The organism is Marinobacter sp. KMM 10035 (assembly GCF_046537445.1).
Taxonomy (GTDB): Bacteria; Pseudomonadota; Gammaproteobacteria; order Pseudomonadales; family Oleiphilaceae; genus Marinobacter; species Marinobacter sediminicola.
This window is the reverse complement of the sequence record NZ_JBBVMG010000001.1, coordinates 94,930-110,305: the sequence shown is the minus strand read 5'-3', so window position 1 is coordinate 110,305 and position 15,376 is coordinate 94,930. Positions and strand designations below refer to the sequence as shown.

Genomic DNA, 15,376 nt, shown 5'->3' with positions numbered 1-15,376 from the left:
TTTTTTCTGCCCCCAGGAAAGCTTCGCCGACAATCCTTCCCCTTGCTCGCCTGACTGGCAGTGTTAATGTATCCGCATCTGAACATTGTGATACCTGACGGAGACAGCCTGCCCATGAGTGTAATACTGAACCATCGAATTACCGGAGAAGGTGCCCCACTTATTCTGATGCATGGCGTTTTTGGCGCGCTGGAAAATCTGGGCGCTATAGCCCGTAAGTTCCATACAAACTGGCAGGTTCATGGTCTGGATTTGCGTAACCACGGCAGTTCTTTCCATGCCGACACCATGGACTACCCTTCCATGGCGGGGGATGTCATAGCCTACATGGATGAGCAGGGGCTCGATAAAGCCTGCCTGCTAGGGCACTCGATGGGTGGCAAGGTTGCCATGCAGGTTGCTTTGCAAGCACCAGAGCGGGTGGAAAAGCTGATCGTTGCCGACATCGCTCCGGTTGCCTACAAAGCCGGACACGATGCGATTCTTGAGGGCATGATGAGAGTCGATCTTGCAAGCGTGCGCTCCCGCCGTGATGCCGATAAACAACTGGCTGAGTTTGTTGAGACACCAGGTGTCCGGCAGTTTTTGCTGATGAATCTGGAACGTATTCCGAACGAGGACCAGCCAAAAGACGGATCTGTATATCGGTGGCGCCTGAACCTGGAAGCGATTGATGCCTGCTATGCCAATCTGGCTGCCGCACCAGAAGGCGATACGCCCTATAAAGGCCCGGTTTTGTTTTTGAAAGGCGCTGATTCGGCCTATATTCAGGAAAAACATCGTGAGGAAATCTACCGGCTGTTCCCTGAGGCGCAGCTGGAGGTGATTGATGGCACCGGGCACTGGCTGCATGCGGAAAAGACTGACACCTTCGTGGCGTTGTGTCAGCAGTTTTTGACGGGGAAGGATGCCGTTTAAGCCTTTAAAAAAAACAACAAACACAGGTTGAGCGTATGAAGTGGTTGATGGGTGGGTTAGTGGTTTTGTTTATTCTTCTGGGTGGCCTTTTTATGGCGCCATCCCCTATTGATGCCAAAGCCTGGCAGCCGCCAGCCCCGGAATCGATGACGGGTTTGCTTACCCCGAATGAGCATCTACGGCAGGCGAAATTGTTGGCAAAGGGCCAGGTTTATGGCCCGGAAGACACAGCCGTTAGCTCCGAAGGTGTGGTTTTTGCCGGCACCCAAGACGGTTACATTGTGAGGGTGTTTCCCGATGGTCGGGTTGAAAACTGGTTGTCTACCGGAGGCCGCCCCTTGGGCATGGTGTTTGATCAGAGTGGCAACTTGATTGTCGCGGATGCATGGAAGGGCCTGCTGTCCGTGACGCCTGACGGCGAGATTACGGTGTTGAGCACGGAGGCTGAGGGAGTACCCTTCCGGTTTACAGATGATCTGGATATCGCTTCTGATGGGCGCATCTATTTCTCCGATGCCAGTTCCCGTTTCTACCAGCATGACTACCTTCTCGATCTTTTTGAAATGCGCCCCCATGGTCGGCTTTTGCGGTATACCCCGGAAACCGGTGCAACCGAGGTTTTGCTGAGAGACCTGCATTTTGCCAACGGCGTTGCGGTGGCACCGGATGGCGATTACCTGCTGGTGAATGAAACCTGGAAATATCGCATTCATAAATACTGGATAAATGGCCCGAAAGCTGGCCAGGCAGAGATTTTTGCAGAAAACCTGCCAGGCTTTCCCGACAATCTTGCGGTGGATGACCAGGGTAGGTTCTGGGTAGCCTTTCCTACACTCCGGAATGCCAATATTGATAAGTTACACCCCAAACCCTGGCTCAAAGAACTGGTTGCCAAACTGCCGCAGAGCTTTCAGCCTGCACCTCAGGAATATGGTCTGGTGGTAGCGTTTAATGGGGAAGGAGAGGTCATCACCAGTCTGCACGACACCGAGGGCAAACATTTGCAGGAAATTACGTCGGTTAACCCCCACGGTGATTACCTGTATTTTGGCTCATTGCACAATGATCGCATCGGGCGTTTGCCGTTGCAGGATGTTCCGGGCCTTGGAGAGCGGTAATGACCGAACAGAAGCCAATACAATGGGATCTTCCTGACCCCTATACCCTTGAGATCCAGGTGGTTGAGGAGGATACCGACGAGTTGGGGCACGCCAACAATGTGGTCTATGTGCGCTGGCTCGAAGACGTCAGCTGGGCGCACATCAAGAGTCTCGGTATGACCTGGGAACTACATGAAGCCACTGGCAAAGCTATGGCAATCACCCGTACAGAGATCGATTATCTTGCATCTGCCAACCCGGGTGATCGGCTGATTTTGGGCACTTGGCTTACCGGCTTCGACGGCCGTTTTCGTTCTGCACGGCAGTTCCAGCTGGTGCGACCAGCCGATGGGAGAACTCTGGTGCGGGCAATGTCGACTCACGCCTGCGTGGATCTGAAAACCCAGCGTCCCTCCCGGGCACCGAAAGAATTTGCCGACATCTTGAAAGCCGCCAGTATAGACGGCGGGAAAGGTTTGTAAGTTGGTGGCCAGTCACTATTACTGTCAACTTCTGGTAGTCTGAAAATAGAATAAAGCGCCCCATCCAAATCAATCACTATCGGCACCCTTTGCGGAGAGACCCATGGATACCCCCATTGATCAGCATTCTGAATCGTCCATGAAAAAGGTGGTCTACCACCAATTTGGTGAGCGTGATGTTTTGGACGTTGTCAGCTCAGAGATTCCATCGCCACATCAAGGTGAGGTGCTAATTCGTGTTCACGGCGCTGGGGTGAATCCTATCGACTGGAAAACCCGTAAAGGCTTCGGATTTGTAGCTCAGCAGATAGAGAGTTCGCTGCCCTGGACTCCAGGCTACGATGTGGCTGGGGAAGTTGTTGCCATCGGTGATGGCGTAACCACCTTGGCACCCGGCGACCGGGTTATGGGGTTGGTGGGCTTTCCATTGAATGGTGGGGGCTATTCCGAATACGCCCTGGCGGCAGCAGATGAATTGGCCGTTGTGCCCGAGGAGCTTGATCTTGTAACCGCAGGTGCCTTGCCGCTGGCGGCACTCACAGCCTGGCAGGCGCTGTTTGAGGTGGCAGAGCTTGCGCCAGGCCAGAAAATTCTTGTGCACGCAGGCGCTGGCGGTGTGGGGCACTTGGCGGTGCAGTTTGCACTTGCACATGGGGCTCACGTTATTGCCACGGCCTCTGCAGGCAATCGTGATTTCCTTGCGGAGCTGGGTGTGCACGAAGTGATCGACTACAACACCACAGATTTTGCTGACGAATGCTTTGGGCTGGATGTTGTGTTGGATCTGGTTGGCGGTGAGACGGGCAAACGCTCCCTGCGAACGCTTGGGGAGAGCGGCGTGTTGGTTACTATTCCGACGGTGACAGCCGATGAGGTTATCAGCGCCGCCGAAGCCCAGGGGCTGAAGGCTTACGGCATGACCGTGCGCCCGGATGTGTTTCACCTTGATGAAATTGCCGAGCTGATTGAAGACGGTGATGTGAAGGTGCACATTGAGAAGGCTTTTAAGCTGGATCAGGCGGCACAAGCCCACGAACTACTTGAGGGTGGGCATGTGCGGGGCAAGCTGGTTCTGGATTGCAGCTAGCCCTGAAGTACTTTTGCTGAATTCAGCTTCTGGGGGACGAGCTTTCTGTTGAGGAGTCGCCCTCTGAAGCTGAGGCCTCCTTCCCGGGGGCCGAGGGCTCTTTGCCCATGGCCGAAGGCTCCTTACCCATAGCCGAAGGCTCTGCTCCTTCCCCATTACTTTCTCTGCTTTTCCGTTCTTTGCGGTCTTGTGGTGGCACCAGGCTTATCAGGATCCAGTCATCATCTGGTTTCAGATCATCCATGCTGCGCACTGGTTTGATGCGGCTCTTGCTGTCAAATACAAACAGTACCAAGGCCTCTCCCTGGTACTTCGCCAGAAAGTCGTTGTATTCAAACTCTTCGCTGAGCTGGGTGGTTTTTACCGTGTACCCCTGGCTCGCCAGGCTCGCAAGTTTGGCGTAGCTCACGTCGTCGAACAGGCCGCGAGTCATCTGAATCTTCCCTGCGGTCTGGTGCCGAGCCTTCTGATCCTGGTCGCCTTCCGAAAGGCTGAATACGCTGGTGTCACCGAACCAATCGAGGAAGTGGTAGGTGGCCAGCGAGTTCATGTGTTTGTACGGAGAGATAACCAGCAGGTTGCCGATTCCAGTGAGATCAAGGTGAGTTGAGGCATGCTCGGAAATCGGGTTACCGAAATACACCTTCAAGTTGTCCATCCGCGCCTGGCGCACGTTCTCCCAGTTGGTGTCCGCCAAAGCTACCGGAACGTCATGTTTTTTGAGAGCTTGCCCAATCATACGGGCCACCGGGTTAGCGCCTAAAATCAGAAAACCATACTCAGCCGGCTCGGTGACTTTGAGCAATCGGGCGATAGGCCGTGCAGTCAGGCTTTGCAGCGTAACAGTGGCAATAATCAATACGAACACCATGGGCACAAGGGCGGCTGCGCTTTCGTAGCCTAGGTTTTGAAGCTGGAAGGCGAACAGGGCAGAAACAGCAGCCGCAACAATGCCTCTTGGCGCAATCCAGCTTAAGAACAGCTTTTCACGCAAGTTCAGATCAGTGCCTATGGCCGAAAGAAATACGCTGAGTGGCCGGGCGACCAGCATCAGAACAGCGAGAACCACGGCCAATCCCCAGCCCAGATCCGCAATGGCAGCAAACTCGACCCGGGCGGCGAGGATGATAAACAAAGCCGAAATCAGCAGTACGCTCAGGGACTCCTTGAACTCCAGAATACTGTCTACAGAAACCTGCTTCATATTGGCCATCCAGATGCCCATGACCGTAACGGTGAGCAGGCCGGATTCGTGGGCCATTTCATTGGAGAAGGCGTAGACACCCAGCATAAAGGTGAGTGTTGCGGCGTTGTGCAAGTAGTGCGGCATCAGGTGCTTGCGCAGCACCAAGCCATTCAGATAACCCGCCAGAGCACCAGTGGTGAAGCCGATGACCAGGGTTTTACCGAAGATATACAGGGAATGGCCGAACACGTTCCCCTGACCCCATGACACTATGCCCTCGAATACCAGAACCGCTAACAGGGCACCTACAGGGTCGATAATGATGCCTTCCCAGCGCAGGATATTGGCCAGCTTGGCGCTCGGGCGCACAGAGCGAAGCAGGGGCGCGATCACGGTTGGCCCTGTGACAACAGAAATTGCACCAAAAAGCATGGCAACAGCCCATGAAATCTCCAATACCCAGCGTGCAGCCAGAGTGGCAATAATCCCGGTAACAACAGAACCAACGAATATGAGATTGCGGGTCATTTTGCTGTGCCCGCGAATCTCATCAAAGCGCAGAGTCAGGCTGCCTTCGAACAGAATGATGGCAACCGCCAATGAGACCATGGGAAATAGCAGGTCACCGAATACTTCGTCGGGCTTCAGAAAACCCAGTACCGGGCCCACCAGAATACCGCCGGCAAGCAGAAAAAGAATGGCAGGCACGCGCACACGCCAGGCAAGCCATTGAAACGACAGTGAAAGAATACCAATGATGGCAAGAATCAGGACTGTGCTGGCTGGCATAAAGATCTGGAACCCGTGTGATTATTGGTTAGCGCGTTTTGCAATGCGATTTAACAGCCGGGAAGCTGCAAACAGGCCAAAGCTGGCCGTAACAGGGCAGGCGGCGCCAAAGCCGGTGGCGCAGTCTAGCCGTGTGGGGCCCGAGGTTGCAGGCTTTTGCAGGCAAATTTCGCCATCTCCGGCAGGATATGTGAGTTGTTCAGTTGAGTATACGGCCTCGATCCCAAATCGCCGCTTTGGATTACGAGAAAAATCGTATTCCCGGCGCAGGAGATTACGAACCTTCGCCAGTAACGGATCCTGTGTGGTTTTGCTGAGGTCTGCCACCAGAATTTTAGTGGGATCTGTTTGGCCACCCGCGCCTCCGGCGCAGACGATGGGGATCTTGCCCCGTTGGCAGTGGGCAATCAGGGCCGCCTTGGGTTTCACGCTGTCTATGGCGTCTACCACCGCTGTCATGTCTGGGGTGATCAGCTCGGCCAGGTTTTTCAGAGTGAGAAAGCCAAAATGAACACGGATATCGGCATGGGGATTGATGGCTTTCAGCCGATCCGCCATGGCATCGGTTTTGGTGCGCCCGTACTGGCCTTCCAGAGCATGGAGCTGGCGGTTGGTGTTGGACACACAGATATCATCCATGTCGACCAGTGTAATAGTGCCAACGCCACTGCGGGCTAATGCCTCCGCCGCCCAGGAACCCACTCCGCCCAAGCCGATTACTGCAACGTGGGCATCGCGGAAGGCGTGCAGGGCGCGGCGCCCGTAAAGGCGTTCAATGCCGCCAAAGCGGAGAGCATAGTCGTCGGTGTTCATGGGGTCTCCGTTTGGATCCGGGCGCTAGCCGGATGAAATCAAGGGCGCGATTATACCCTAGTGTCTGAGCAGACATAAAACAGGTGAAAAAAGCCACGCATTGTGTGGCTTAATCAAGAATGTCTGGCTGAGGGCTCAGGCAGCCCAGTGAGCGTCCTCCATAGCCATAAGAGTGTCCTTTCCACTCTCAATGTCGCTCAACAACCAGTGAATTTCCGGCAACAGCTTGTCAAAATAGAAGCGGGCAGACACCAACTTGGCCTCCAATAACGGCTTGTTGCCTTCTCCTGCCGCAAGCTGCTGACTCGCCACATTTGCCATGCGCGACCACATATAGCCGACAACCGTCAGCGCCATCAAACGCAAATAAGGTGTGGCTGCTGCGCCGGCCTGCTCAGGATCTTTCGGGGCGTAGGTTGCCAGCCACATGGTAGCTTTTTCCAGCGCACCCATGGCACCTTTCAGGTCTTCGCGATGAGGCGCTTCCGGGTTGTCCTTCAGGTAGCCTGAGAGTACACCAAATAAAGTGCGCACAAGCTGCCCGTCTTTCAAGCTCAGTTTCCGGCCCACCAGATCCATCGCCTGAATACCGTTTGTACCTTCGTAGATGCGGGCAATACGGCCATCACGAACCAGCTGTTCCAATGGCCAGTCGGTGGTGAAACCAGAGCCGCCAAGTACCTGCAGACCTGTATTGGCATTATTGGCGCCTTCGTCGGTCAGAAACGCTTTGACTACGGGGGTGAGCAGTTGCACCAGATCATCCGCCGATTCGCGTGTGGATTCATCGGTGTGGGCGACTGAGAGGTCCAGCTGGTGACCGGTAAACAACGCCAAAGCACGCATACCTTCATTCAGGACCTTCTGGCGCATCAGCATTCGACGCACATCCGGGTGCACGATGATCGGGTCTGCCGGGCCATTCGGGTTCTTCGGGCCGCTCAGGGAACGGCTTTGCAGACGCTCTTTGGCAAATGCGAGGCTCTCCTGGTAGGCCATTTCCGCAAGGCCCAGGCCCTGCATGCCAACCATCAGGCGGGCTTCGTTCATCATGGTGAACATGGAGCGCATGCCATCGTTCGCCTCGCCTACCAGCCAGCCTTTGGCGCCCTCAAAGTTCATCACGCAGGTGGCGGAGCCCTTGATACCCATTTTGTGCTCCAGGCCACCACAGAACGTCGGGTTGCGCTCGCCGGATTCCGGCAGAAACTTGGGCACTATAAACAGGGAAATGCCTTTAGTGGTATCCGGCGCGCCGGGCAACTTGGCTAGCACCAAATGCACGATATTGTCAGTGAGATCGTGTTCGCCGCCGGTAATCCAGATTTTGGTGCCCTCAATGGCGTAGCTGCCATCATCATTCGGCGTGGCGCGGGTGCGAATCATACCGAGGTCGGTGCCACATTGGGGTTCTGTCAGACACATGGTGCCTGTCCATTCACCGGAGATCAGCTTTTCCAGATAGGTTTGCTTCAGTTCGTCAGATCCGTGGGCGTAAAGAGCGCTGATGGCGCCATGGGTCAGCCCCGGGTACATGCCCAGAGACAGGTTGGTGGAACACACCATTTCATCCACCACAAACTTGAGGGTGTGGGGCAGGCCTTGGCCGCCAAATTCTACGGGTGCATCCAGAGCCGTCCAGCCGCCTTCCACAAACTTTTTATAGGCTTCCTTGAACCCTTGTGGTGTTTTCACATCATGGGTTCCAGGATCGTAGTGGCAGCCTTCACGATCACCATTCTGGTTGGTGGGCTGAATGACTTCGGCAGCCAGCTTGCCGGCTTCATCAATCACTGCAGAAATAAGATCCGGTGTGGCATCGGCGTACTTTTCCAGTTCGTGAAGCCGGTCAACATCCAGTACTTCAAACAACAGAAAGCGAAGATCATTTGCTGGAGCCTGGTATTGCATGAGCATTCTCCTTGGTGAGCGCTTTTTGTCTTTTGCTGGTGTTATTACCAATTCATACGGCTGTTTTAATTCGGTGGTTCACCGGTTTATTCGGTCTGGGGCAGCTGCAGGTGCACAGCCCGGCTGAGACCGCCGGGAATCTGTTGTCAGTTATTGGCGGGATAGCACACAGAAGGAGAAGAGCCGCTTTAGGAGCTGGGACGGCTCAAGCTTGCCGTGGTAATGGGCAGCTAAAGCGGCAGTAAACCGAAATGGGCGTGGAAAGTCAGCGTATAAACGGGTTCAGCAAACGAGTGAAGGTGCCCGTCAGCTTCAATGGAGCACTCAGAACCGAAAGCGTAATGCAGTCATCTGAACCCAGTGCGATGGGCTTGTGTTCATCCTGTTCATTCAGAACCACAAAATCCCATTGGTTGAATACGCCTTTCTGGTCAGAGAACATTCCCTGCAACACGATGGTTGTTTCTGTGCCACGATGGGTGTGAGCGGGCGCCTTGCCTCCTGCTACCAGTTTCTGTAAGACAACCTGCTCATTCTGGCCCGGAAACTTTTCGGTGATGTCCAGAACGCTGACATCCCCCAGTTGTCGTTTCCAGGGCAAATTGTTGATGTCTTCACCTAACAGTTTCTGGAGAAGGCTCGTCTTTGGCTGCACGGTCGCTTGTGGTTTGAGCTCCGGAGAGCTGTCAATTCTGGCAAGAATATCGTCGAACATCGCCCCGGAAACGCTGACTTTTGGCTGCTGCTCCATCATCACAGCACCAAGGCTGTCGAGGGTGTCAACCTGGTGGCGGCAATGTGAGCATTTATCGAGATGGAGGCGGATGCACAGAGCGTGGGGTTCGCTCAGGTTGCCCGCACTGTATTCCATCAGGCTCAGGCTATCGGGATGATGCCGTGTCATACGTTCTGATCCTGCAAAATCACTTTCAGTTTGCTTAGCGCCAGGCGCACCCGGCTCTTCACAGTGCCCAGGGGAATGTTCAGTTCGTCGGCCACCATCTGGTGGGACTTCTGCTCCATGTATACCTTGGCAATGACCGTAATTTGATCTTCAGGCAGCTGGCTGAGCGACTCCCTTACGCGCCGCTCAGACATGAGCCGGTGCAGAGAGGTTACCGGTTGGTTGTCGTCTTCTCCGGGAATCTGCCAAAGATCTTCGGTTTCAACCGCCATTTCAACACTGGTTCGGCGCATCTTGCGCAACATATCAATGCGCTGGTTACGTGCGATGGTGAAAATCCAGGTGGAGGCTGCGGCTTTTTGCCAGTCATAAAGGCTGGCCTTGCGCCAGATAGAAACGAATACTTCCTGTACCAGCTCATCTGCGTGAGTGGCCATGCCGTTTGCCATAGCGTAGTACTTGAGCTGTGGTGCGAAGTGCTCAAACAAGGAGTGATAGGCTTGGCGGTCCTGGCTTTTCCCCACCTTCACCAACAACTGGCTCCAAGGGTCCTTTCGGCCCTCGGCACGTGCTGGCTGTTGATCCAGTGTGGTCACCGGACGCTCCTTGACTGTTGCATGATTTATGTTTGTTACGGTATTCATTCTATGCACTCGCCCCGAGAATGTCAGTCACCGTATTTACGGGGCGGATTTCAGTGCGGATCAGTCTGGTATCGAAAGAAACGCCTATTCTTCGAGATAGGTGTACCCCTCAAGCCCGGCAGCCAGCTCTTCCTGCAGCGCGGATTGGATACCTTCAGGCAGGCCGCTTGCAGCGAACTTGTCGCGGTAAGCTTGCAGCAGGTTGTTGGGTTCGAAGTTCACATACCTGAGCACATGGGCCACTGTGTCGCCGATAATGGGCGTGTTGATATTGTAGCTCCCGGCTTCGTTCAGGCGCACGTCTACAGAATGCGTGTCACCAAACAGGTTGTGCATATCCCCCAGGATTTCCTGGTAGGCGCCGGTCATGAAAAAACCCATCAGCAAAGCCTCGCCGGGCTTCTCCTCGGGTAGGGGGAGTGTGGTTTCCGTGCCTTGGCCATCCACATAGCGATCGATACGACCATCCGAATCACAAGTGATGTCTTGAATAACGGCTCTGCGGGTAAGCGGGCGGTTAAGACCATTCACCGGCATTACCGGGAATATCTGATCGATCCCCCACACATCCGGCAATGATTGAAACAGCGAGAAGTTTACAAACAGCTTCGCAGCAAGCTTTTCGTTCAGCTCGTCAATGATCTCACGGTGGGCGCGGCTGTTTCTGTCCAGCTGACCATGAAGCAAACGACAGCAGCGAATATAGAGTATTTCCGAATCTGCACGCTCCTGCAGAGACAGCGTACCGTGGGCAAACTGGCCGTGAACATCTGACATGGCGTGCAGCACGTCGTGATAAATTTCTGCCAACGAGCGCGGGGATTCGGGGTCTTCCAGGCTCTTCAGGTCACGCCATAGATCCTGCAGAGGTGCCGGTGCATCCTGCTCTGGCTGTTTGGCCGAGTGATCTTCCGGCTCCTCATGGTCGATCACATTGGTCACCAGCACAGAATGGTGTGCGGTCAGTGCCCGGCCGGATTCGCTGATCAGATCTGGATGCGGAAGGTTGTAACGATCGCACTCAGCTTGCAGCACGCGCACCACGTTGTAGGCGTACTCATACATTGTGTAATTCATGGAACAGGCGCTGCGGGAGCGGGTACCCTCGTAATCAACTCCCAGACCACCGCCAATATCCACAGTGTTCACCGGGGCACCCATGTGCCTCAGTTCGCTGTAAAAGCGCGCACATTCCCGCAACCCGGTCTGAATATCGCGAATATTGGCTATCTGGGAACCCAGGTGGAAGTGCAGAAGTTGCAGGGTATCCAGGGCATCGGCCTGGCGCAGAGTGTTCACCACATCCAGAACCTGGCTGGCAGACAGGCCGAACTTGGACTTCTCGCCGCCTGTGTTCTGCCAGTTACCCTTGCCAATGGTGGCCAAGCGAACCCGAACACCAATAAGGGGAGAGACCTCCAGCTTTGCGGCTTCTTCCAGGATCAGCGGCAGCTCTGATTGTTTCTCCACCACAATAAACACCCGGTGGCCCAGCTTCTGGCCGATAAGCGCCAGGCGGATGTACTCTCTATCCTTGTAGCCGTTGCACACGATAACCGAGCCAGCTTGCCTGGCCAGTGCCAGCACGGCCATGAGCTCTGGCTTGCTGCCGGCCTCCAGGCCGATTTGGCCGTTGCTGGCAGCCGGTTCTGCCGCCATCAGTTCTTCGACTACTCGCCGCTGCTGGTTGACCTTGATGGGGTAAACCGCTGTGTATTGCCCTTTATAGCCATGCTCAGCGGTTACTTTGTTGAACGAGTTGCACAGCTTGTTCACCCGGTCGTGAAGAATGTCTGTAAAACGGATCAGCACAGGCAGTTGAAGCCCGGAGCCCACTAACGACCGAGTTAGCTCCGGCAGGTTGATCTCCGCATCGTTCTTGCCTCGGTTTGGCCGAATAACAACCTCGCCCTCGGGATTAACGCCGATATAGCCATCGCTCCATTGGGTGATGTTGTAAACCTTGTGAGCCGGGGAGGCGCTGGTGTTGCTCATGCTTGCAATCCTTATGGAAAACCTGGGCCGGGCAGGCCGGCTGCCTGGCTGGTATTGTAGGGTTTAGCCTTTGCAGCTGAAAGAGGCTGTGGCCATCGATTTTTCGGCAACAGGGCTAAACCACAATAATTGCCAACAAACACTATGGCTGACCGGCACACGCCCCTACAATACCGGTTTTGGCCATTGCACCAGGGTTTTGCAGGAGAGCACCATGACAACGCTGAATAACGATTGGTTCACCGAAGTATTCCAGGATCAGGGAACCGCCTTCTCCCTTCAGGTGAAGAAGAAACTGCACGAAGAGCAAACACCGTTTCAGAAACTGGAAATCTACGAAACCGAAACTTTCGGCAACCTCATGGTGCTGGATGGCTGCGTGATGCTGACTACTCGGGATAACTTTCTCTACCACGAGATGATGACCCATCCGGTGCTCTTCACCCATAAAAAACCGAAAAAGGTAGTGATTGTGGGTGGCGGCGACTGCGGCACCTTGAAGGAAGTGCTGAAGCACCCAGACGTTGAAGAGGCATGGCAAGTTGAAATCGACGAGCGTGTCACCCGCATGTCGGAAGAGTACTTCCCTGAACTGTGTGAATCCAATGATGACCCACGAGCCAACTTTTTCTTTGGTGACGGGGTTCAGTGGATGCGGGAAGTAGATCCTGGCAGCATCGATATCATCATCATTGACAGTACCGACCCGGTCGGCCCTGCTGAAGGACTGTTTGCTCTGGATTTCTATCGCGATGCCATGCTTGCGCTGGGTGAGGGCGGTATTATCGTGCAGCAGAGCGAATCGCCGTTGCTGCACACGGATACCATTATCAAAGACATGCACAACGACATGCGCAAAGCTGGCTTCGACCACGTACAAACCATGCCGTTCCCTCAGCCTGTATACCCCACCGGCTGGTGGAGCTGCACCATGGCCAGCAAAGACAATCCGCTGAGGTATTTCCGCGAAGACGACGCCAATAAACGCCCCTTCGTGACCCGCTATTACAACAGCGGCATTCACCACGGAGCGCTGGCTATGCCGCAGTTCATGATCGATGCCCTTGAAGATGAGACACGTCCGGGTGAAAGTTAAGATTTAGCTCCGCTTGAAAAAAAGGGGTGCCATTTGGCACCCCTTTTAGCATGGATAGAATCTGTATCACTTCCCGGTAACAAACTCCGGATAAGCCTCCATGCCACACTCAGACAAATCAACGCCCTCGTACTCGTCCTGTTCGCTGACTCTTACTCCCATTACCGCCTTGATGATGCCCCATGTCAGCAGGCTGGCGAGGAACACCCAACCGAAGATGGTTGCGGCGCCAATCAATTGCCCGCTGAAGGTTGCATCGGCGTTGGTGACAGGTACCAGCATCAGTCCGAGCAAGCCGCATACGCCGTGAGCCGAGATGGCGCCGACCGGGTCGTCGATACGCAGCTTGTCGAGAAAGATAACGCTGAACACCACAGCGACACCGCCCAGGCTGCCCCAGAGTGTTGCAATCAAGGCACTTGGAGTGGAGGGTTCGGCGGTAATAACCACCAGACCAGCGATTGCACCGTTAAGAAGCATGGTTAAATCCGCTTTACCGAACAGTAGGCGACCGGTTATCAGGGCGGCTATGGCGCCACCTGCGGCAGCTGCGTTGGTGTTGAGGAATACCATGGCAACGGAGTTGGCACTGGCGATATCCCCCAGTTTCAAAACAGAACCGCCGTTGAAGCCAAACCAGCCCATCCAGAGGATAAAGGTGCCCAAAGCAGCCAAGGGGAGGTTAGAACCAGGTATTGCGCGAATTTCGCCCTTGGGACCGTATTTGCCTTTCCGTGCGCCCAGCAGCAGTACACCCGCAAGAGCGGCGGCCGCGCCTGCCAAGTGGACGATGCCGGATCCGGCGAAGTCACTGAAACCAAGGTCGCCCAGGTTATACAACCCGAAAACATCCTTGCCGCCCCAGGTCCAGGAGCCTTCCAGAGGGTAGATGACGCCGGTCATTACTACTGCAAAGGCGAGAAATGCCCAGAGTTTCATTCGCTCCGCAACGGCGCCGGATACGATCGACATGGCGGTGGCGACAAATACCACCTGGAAGAAGAAATCCGCAGCGCTGGAGTAAATGGCACCGCCCTCAAAGCCATCTTCACGGCTTGCAAAATCACCCAGAACTGCTGCCGCATCGGTTTGCTCAATGCCGTTCAGTAGGAGGGTGCCGTCGTACATGATGGCATAGCCGCACACCAGATACATGGTGCAGGCAATGGCATAGAGTGCGACGTTTTTGGTGAGGATTTCAGTGGTGTTTTTAGCTCTTACCAGCCCGGATTCGAGCATGGCAAAACCGGCAGCCATCCACATTACTAATGCGCCGCACATCAAGAAATAAAAGGTATCTATTGCATACTGCAGGTGAAAAACATTGCTTTCCATAGGAAGCCCTCCGCACAAGGCACTTCAGAGTGGTTTTTTTGCGTTGGTTTGTTCAGGTAATCAGAGCCGAATCAGACCGCTTCTTCGCCGGTTTCGCCTGTCCGAATTCGAATCGCCTGTAGCAGTTCGGTCACGAAGATCTTGCCATCGCCAATCTTTCCGGTATTGGCAGCTTTGGTAATGGATTCGATAACCTGATCCAGCAGGTTGTCGCCAATAGCGACTTCCACTTTCACCTTTGGCAGAAAATCCACCACATACTCTGCGCCACGATAGAGTTCCGTGTGGCCCTTCTGCCGTCCGAAGCCTTTCACTTCGGTGACGGTTACGCCTTGTACGCCAATCTCGGATAGTGCCTCTCGGACATCATCCAACTTGAAAGGCTTGATGATCGCTGTCACAAGTTTCATTGCTTTCTCCTTGGTAAAACCGTCCCAACATAAGAGGCCACCGGCCATTCGTTGAGTTCGGAGTGCTGCTGCTCTGCACGTCAACTGTGCGGATTGCGTACAAGAGCTATAGCACCGGGTGTGCCAACGCAAAAAAATACATTTAAATCAATATTTTGTAGCTTTATGATTGCAGGGCGGTATTAATCCTGGAACCAGTTTATGCACCAGATTAGGGCGCTCTGCCATCCCGTGAGCCACAACGGAGCAAGCCAAGGGGCAGGCAGGGTTATTATAGTGCTCACCACGCCTAGTATGGCAGGGCTGGCTGTGTGATACACTCCTGCTAACAGGTAGCGGCTGTTGTCTTTTGGCCGAAACCGGACATTATTTTAATCAGTGAGGTGACGAGTGAAAGGCCCACAGGATATTTTTGCGCAATTGCAGGGGCAGTTTGGGCAATTTGTACCGGATATGGCACGTGCTGCCAGGGACGATTTTGAAACCCAGGCCCGTGCTACGGTCATGGCGGTACTGTCTCGCCTGGAACTCGTGACTCGCGACGAATTTGATGCCCAGCAAGCAGTGCTTATGAAAACCCGTGAAATGGTAGAGTCCCTCGAAAAAAGAGTGGTTGAGCTGGAGAAGTCTGCGAAAGCGCAGTAAGTTGATTTTAACCCCGGCAGGAAGCCGGGCTAAGGTGGGTCCATCAGCCCAGGGCCCGCAC

Annotated in this window: 14 protein-coding genes; 6 read left to right on the top strand and 8 right to left on the bottom strand. The window is 54.5% G+C overall.

Features of this window, described 5'->3' with window-relative positions; all coding sequences use genetic code 11:
- Positions 1-114: 114 nt before the first annotated feature.
- From AADB16_RS00500 to AADB16_RS00485, 4 genes are all read left to right on the top strand, one after another.
- Entirely contained in the window at positions 115-918 is an 804-nt protein-coding gene (locus tag AADB16_RS00500; protein ID WP_410800648.1) for an alpha/beta fold hydrolase, read from the top strand.
- Positions 919-953: 35 nt separating this feature from the next.
- Positions 954-2,036 carry an SMP-30/gluconolactonase/LRE family protein gene (locus AADB16_RS00495; RefSeq protein ID WP_309044996.1) on the top strand — a complete coding sequence of 361 codons (1,083 nt, stop codon included), beginning with the start codon at positions 954-956 and terminating at the stop codon, positions 2,034-2,036.
- Positions 2,036-2,500, top strand: a complete 465-nt coding sequence (locus AADB16_RS00490) for an acyl-CoA thioesterase (protein ID WP_410800646.1) — start codon at positions 2,036-2,038, stop codon at positions 2,498-2,500. The genes AADB16_RS00495 and AADB16_RS00490 overlap by 1 nt, the downstream gene beginning before the upstream one ends.
- A 103-nt stretch (positions 2,501-2,603) precedes the next feature.
- A complete protein-coding gene (locus tag AADB16_RS00485; protein WP_410800645.1) occupies positions 2,604-3,587 on the top strand; it encodes an NADP-dependent oxidoreductase in 984 nt (327 codons plus the stop codon).
- Between the two features lie 22 nt (positions 3,588-3,609).
- On the opposite strand, the gene AADB16_RS00480 is transcribed toward AADB16_RS00485, so the two are convergent.
- From AADB16_RS00480 to speA, 6 genes are all read right to left on the bottom strand, one after another.
- Positions 3,610-5,562: a cation:proton antiporter gene (locus AADB16_RS00480; RefSeq protein ID WP_410800643.1), complete on the bottom strand. Its 1,953-nt coding sequence runs from the start codon at positions 5,560-5,562 to the stop codon at positions 3,610-3,612.
- Between the two features lie 21 nt (positions 5,563-5,583).
- The gene (gene tcdA, locus AADB16_RS00475; RefSeq protein WP_410800641.1) at positions 5,584-6,375 is read right to left on the bottom strand and encodes a tRNA cyclic N6-threonylcarbamoyladenosine(37) synthase TcdA; all 792 of its coding nucleotides are present in this window, start codon (positions 6,373-6,375) and stop codon (positions 5,584-5,586) included.
- 135 nt (positions 6,376-6,510) lie between these two features.
- Complete coding sequence (locus tag AADB16_RS00470; protein ID WP_410800639.1) at positions 6,511-8,286, bottom strand: acyl-CoA dehydrogenase C-terminal domain-containing protein; 1,776 nt, start codon at positions 8,284-8,286, stop codon at positions 6,511-6,513.
- 265 nt (positions 8,287-8,551) lie between these two features.
- Entirely contained in the window at positions 8,552-9,190 is a 639-nt protein-coding gene (locus AADB16_RS00465; protein ID WP_309045002.1) for a ChrR family anti-sigma-E factor, read from the bottom strand.
- Entirely contained in the window at positions 9,187-9,786 is a 600-nt protein-coding gene (locus tag AADB16_RS00460) for a sigma-70 family RNA polymerase sigma factor (RefSeq protein ID WP_410800637.1), read from the bottom strand. The genes AADB16_RS00465 and AADB16_RS00460 overlap by 4 nt, the downstream gene beginning before the upstream one ends.
- Before the next feature lie 132 nt (positions 9,787-9,918).
- Complete coding sequence (speA, locus tag AADB16_RS00455) at positions 9,919-11,829, bottom strand: biosynthetic arginine decarboxylase (RefSeq protein WP_410800636.1); 1,911 nt, start codon at positions 11,827-11,829, stop codon at positions 9,919-9,921.
- Positions 11,830-12,043: 214 nt separating this feature from the next.
- Between speA and speE the strand changes: the two genes are divergently transcribed.
- Positions 12,044-12,925, top strand: a complete 882-nt coding sequence (gene speE, locus AADB16_RS00450; protein WP_410800634.1) for a polyamine aminopropyltransferase — start codon at positions 12,044-12,046, stop codon at positions 12,923-12,925.
- Between the two features lie 66 nt (positions 12,926-12,991).
- On the opposite strand, the gene AADB16_RS00445 is transcribed toward speE, so the two are convergent.
- Together AADB16_RS00445 and glnK are read right to left on the bottom strand one after the other, a co-directional pair.
- Positions 12,992-14,260, bottom strand: a complete 1,269-nt coding sequence (locus AADB16_RS00445) for an ammonium transporter (RefSeq protein ID WP_410800632.1) — start codon at positions 14,258-14,260, stop codon at positions 12,992-12,994.
- Between the two features lie 71 nt (positions 14,261-14,331).
- A complete protein-coding gene (glnK, locus tag AADB16_RS00440) occupies positions 14,332-14,670 on the bottom strand; it encodes a P-II family nitrogen regulator (RefSeq protein ID WP_200203395.1) in 339 nt (112 codons plus the stop codon).
- Positions 14,671-15,060: 390 nt separating this feature from the next.
- Between glnK and AADB16_RS00435 the strand changes: the two genes are divergently transcribed.
- The gene (locus tag AADB16_RS00435) at positions 15,061-15,315 is read left to right on the top strand and encodes an accessory factor UbiK family protein (protein ID WP_298452910.1); all 255 of its coding nucleotides are present in this window, start codon (positions 15,061-15,063) and stop codon (positions 15,313-15,315) included.
- Positions 15,316-15,376 lie beyond the last annotated feature (61 nt).

Coding starts and splice junctions, on each gene's coding strand:
- AADB16_RS00500 (WP_410800648.1), top strand. CDS start 115: ATGAGTGTAATACTGAACCATCGAATTACCGGAGAAGGTGCCCCACTT.
- AADB16_RS00495 (WP_309044996.1), top strand. CDS start 954: ATGAAGTGGTTGATGGGTGGGTTAGTGGTTTTGTTTATTCTTCTGGGT.
- AADB16_RS00490 (WP_410800646.1), top strand. CDS start 2,036: ATGACCGAACAGAAGCCAATACAATGGGATCTTCCTGACCCCTATACC.
- AADB16_RS00485 (WP_410800645.1), top strand. CDS start 2,604: ATGGATACCCCCATTGATCAGCATTCTGAATCGTCCATGAAAAAGGTG.
- AADB16_RS00480 (WP_410800643.1), bottom strand. CDS start 5,562: ATGCCAGCCAGCACAGTCCTGATTCTTGCCATCATTGGTATTCTTTCA.
- tcdA (WP_410800641.1), bottom strand. CDS start 6,375: ATGAACACCGACGACTATGCTCTCCGCTTTGGCGGCATTGAACGCCTT.
- AADB16_RS00470 (WP_410800639.1), bottom strand. CDS start 8,286: ATGCAATACCAGGCTCCAGCAAATGATCTTCGCTTTCTGTTGTTTGAA.
- AADB16_RS00465 (WP_309045002.1), bottom strand. CDS start 9,190: ATGACACGGCATCATCCCGATAGCCTGAGCCTGATGGAATACAGTGCG.
- speA (WP_410800636.1), bottom strand. CDS start 11,829: ATGAGCAACACCAGCGCCTCCCCGGCTCACAAGGTTTACAACATCACC.
- speE (WP_410800634.1), top strand. CDS start 12,044: ATGACAACGCTGAATAACGATTGGTTCACCGAAGTATTCCAGGATCAG.
- AADB16_RS00445 (WP_410800632.1), bottom strand. CDS start 14,260: ATGGAAAGCAATGTTTTTCACCTGCAGTATGCAATAGATACCTTTTAT.
- glnK (WP_200203395.1), bottom strand. CDS start 14,670: ATGAAACTTGTGACAGCGATCATCAAGCCTTTCAAGTTGGATGATGTC.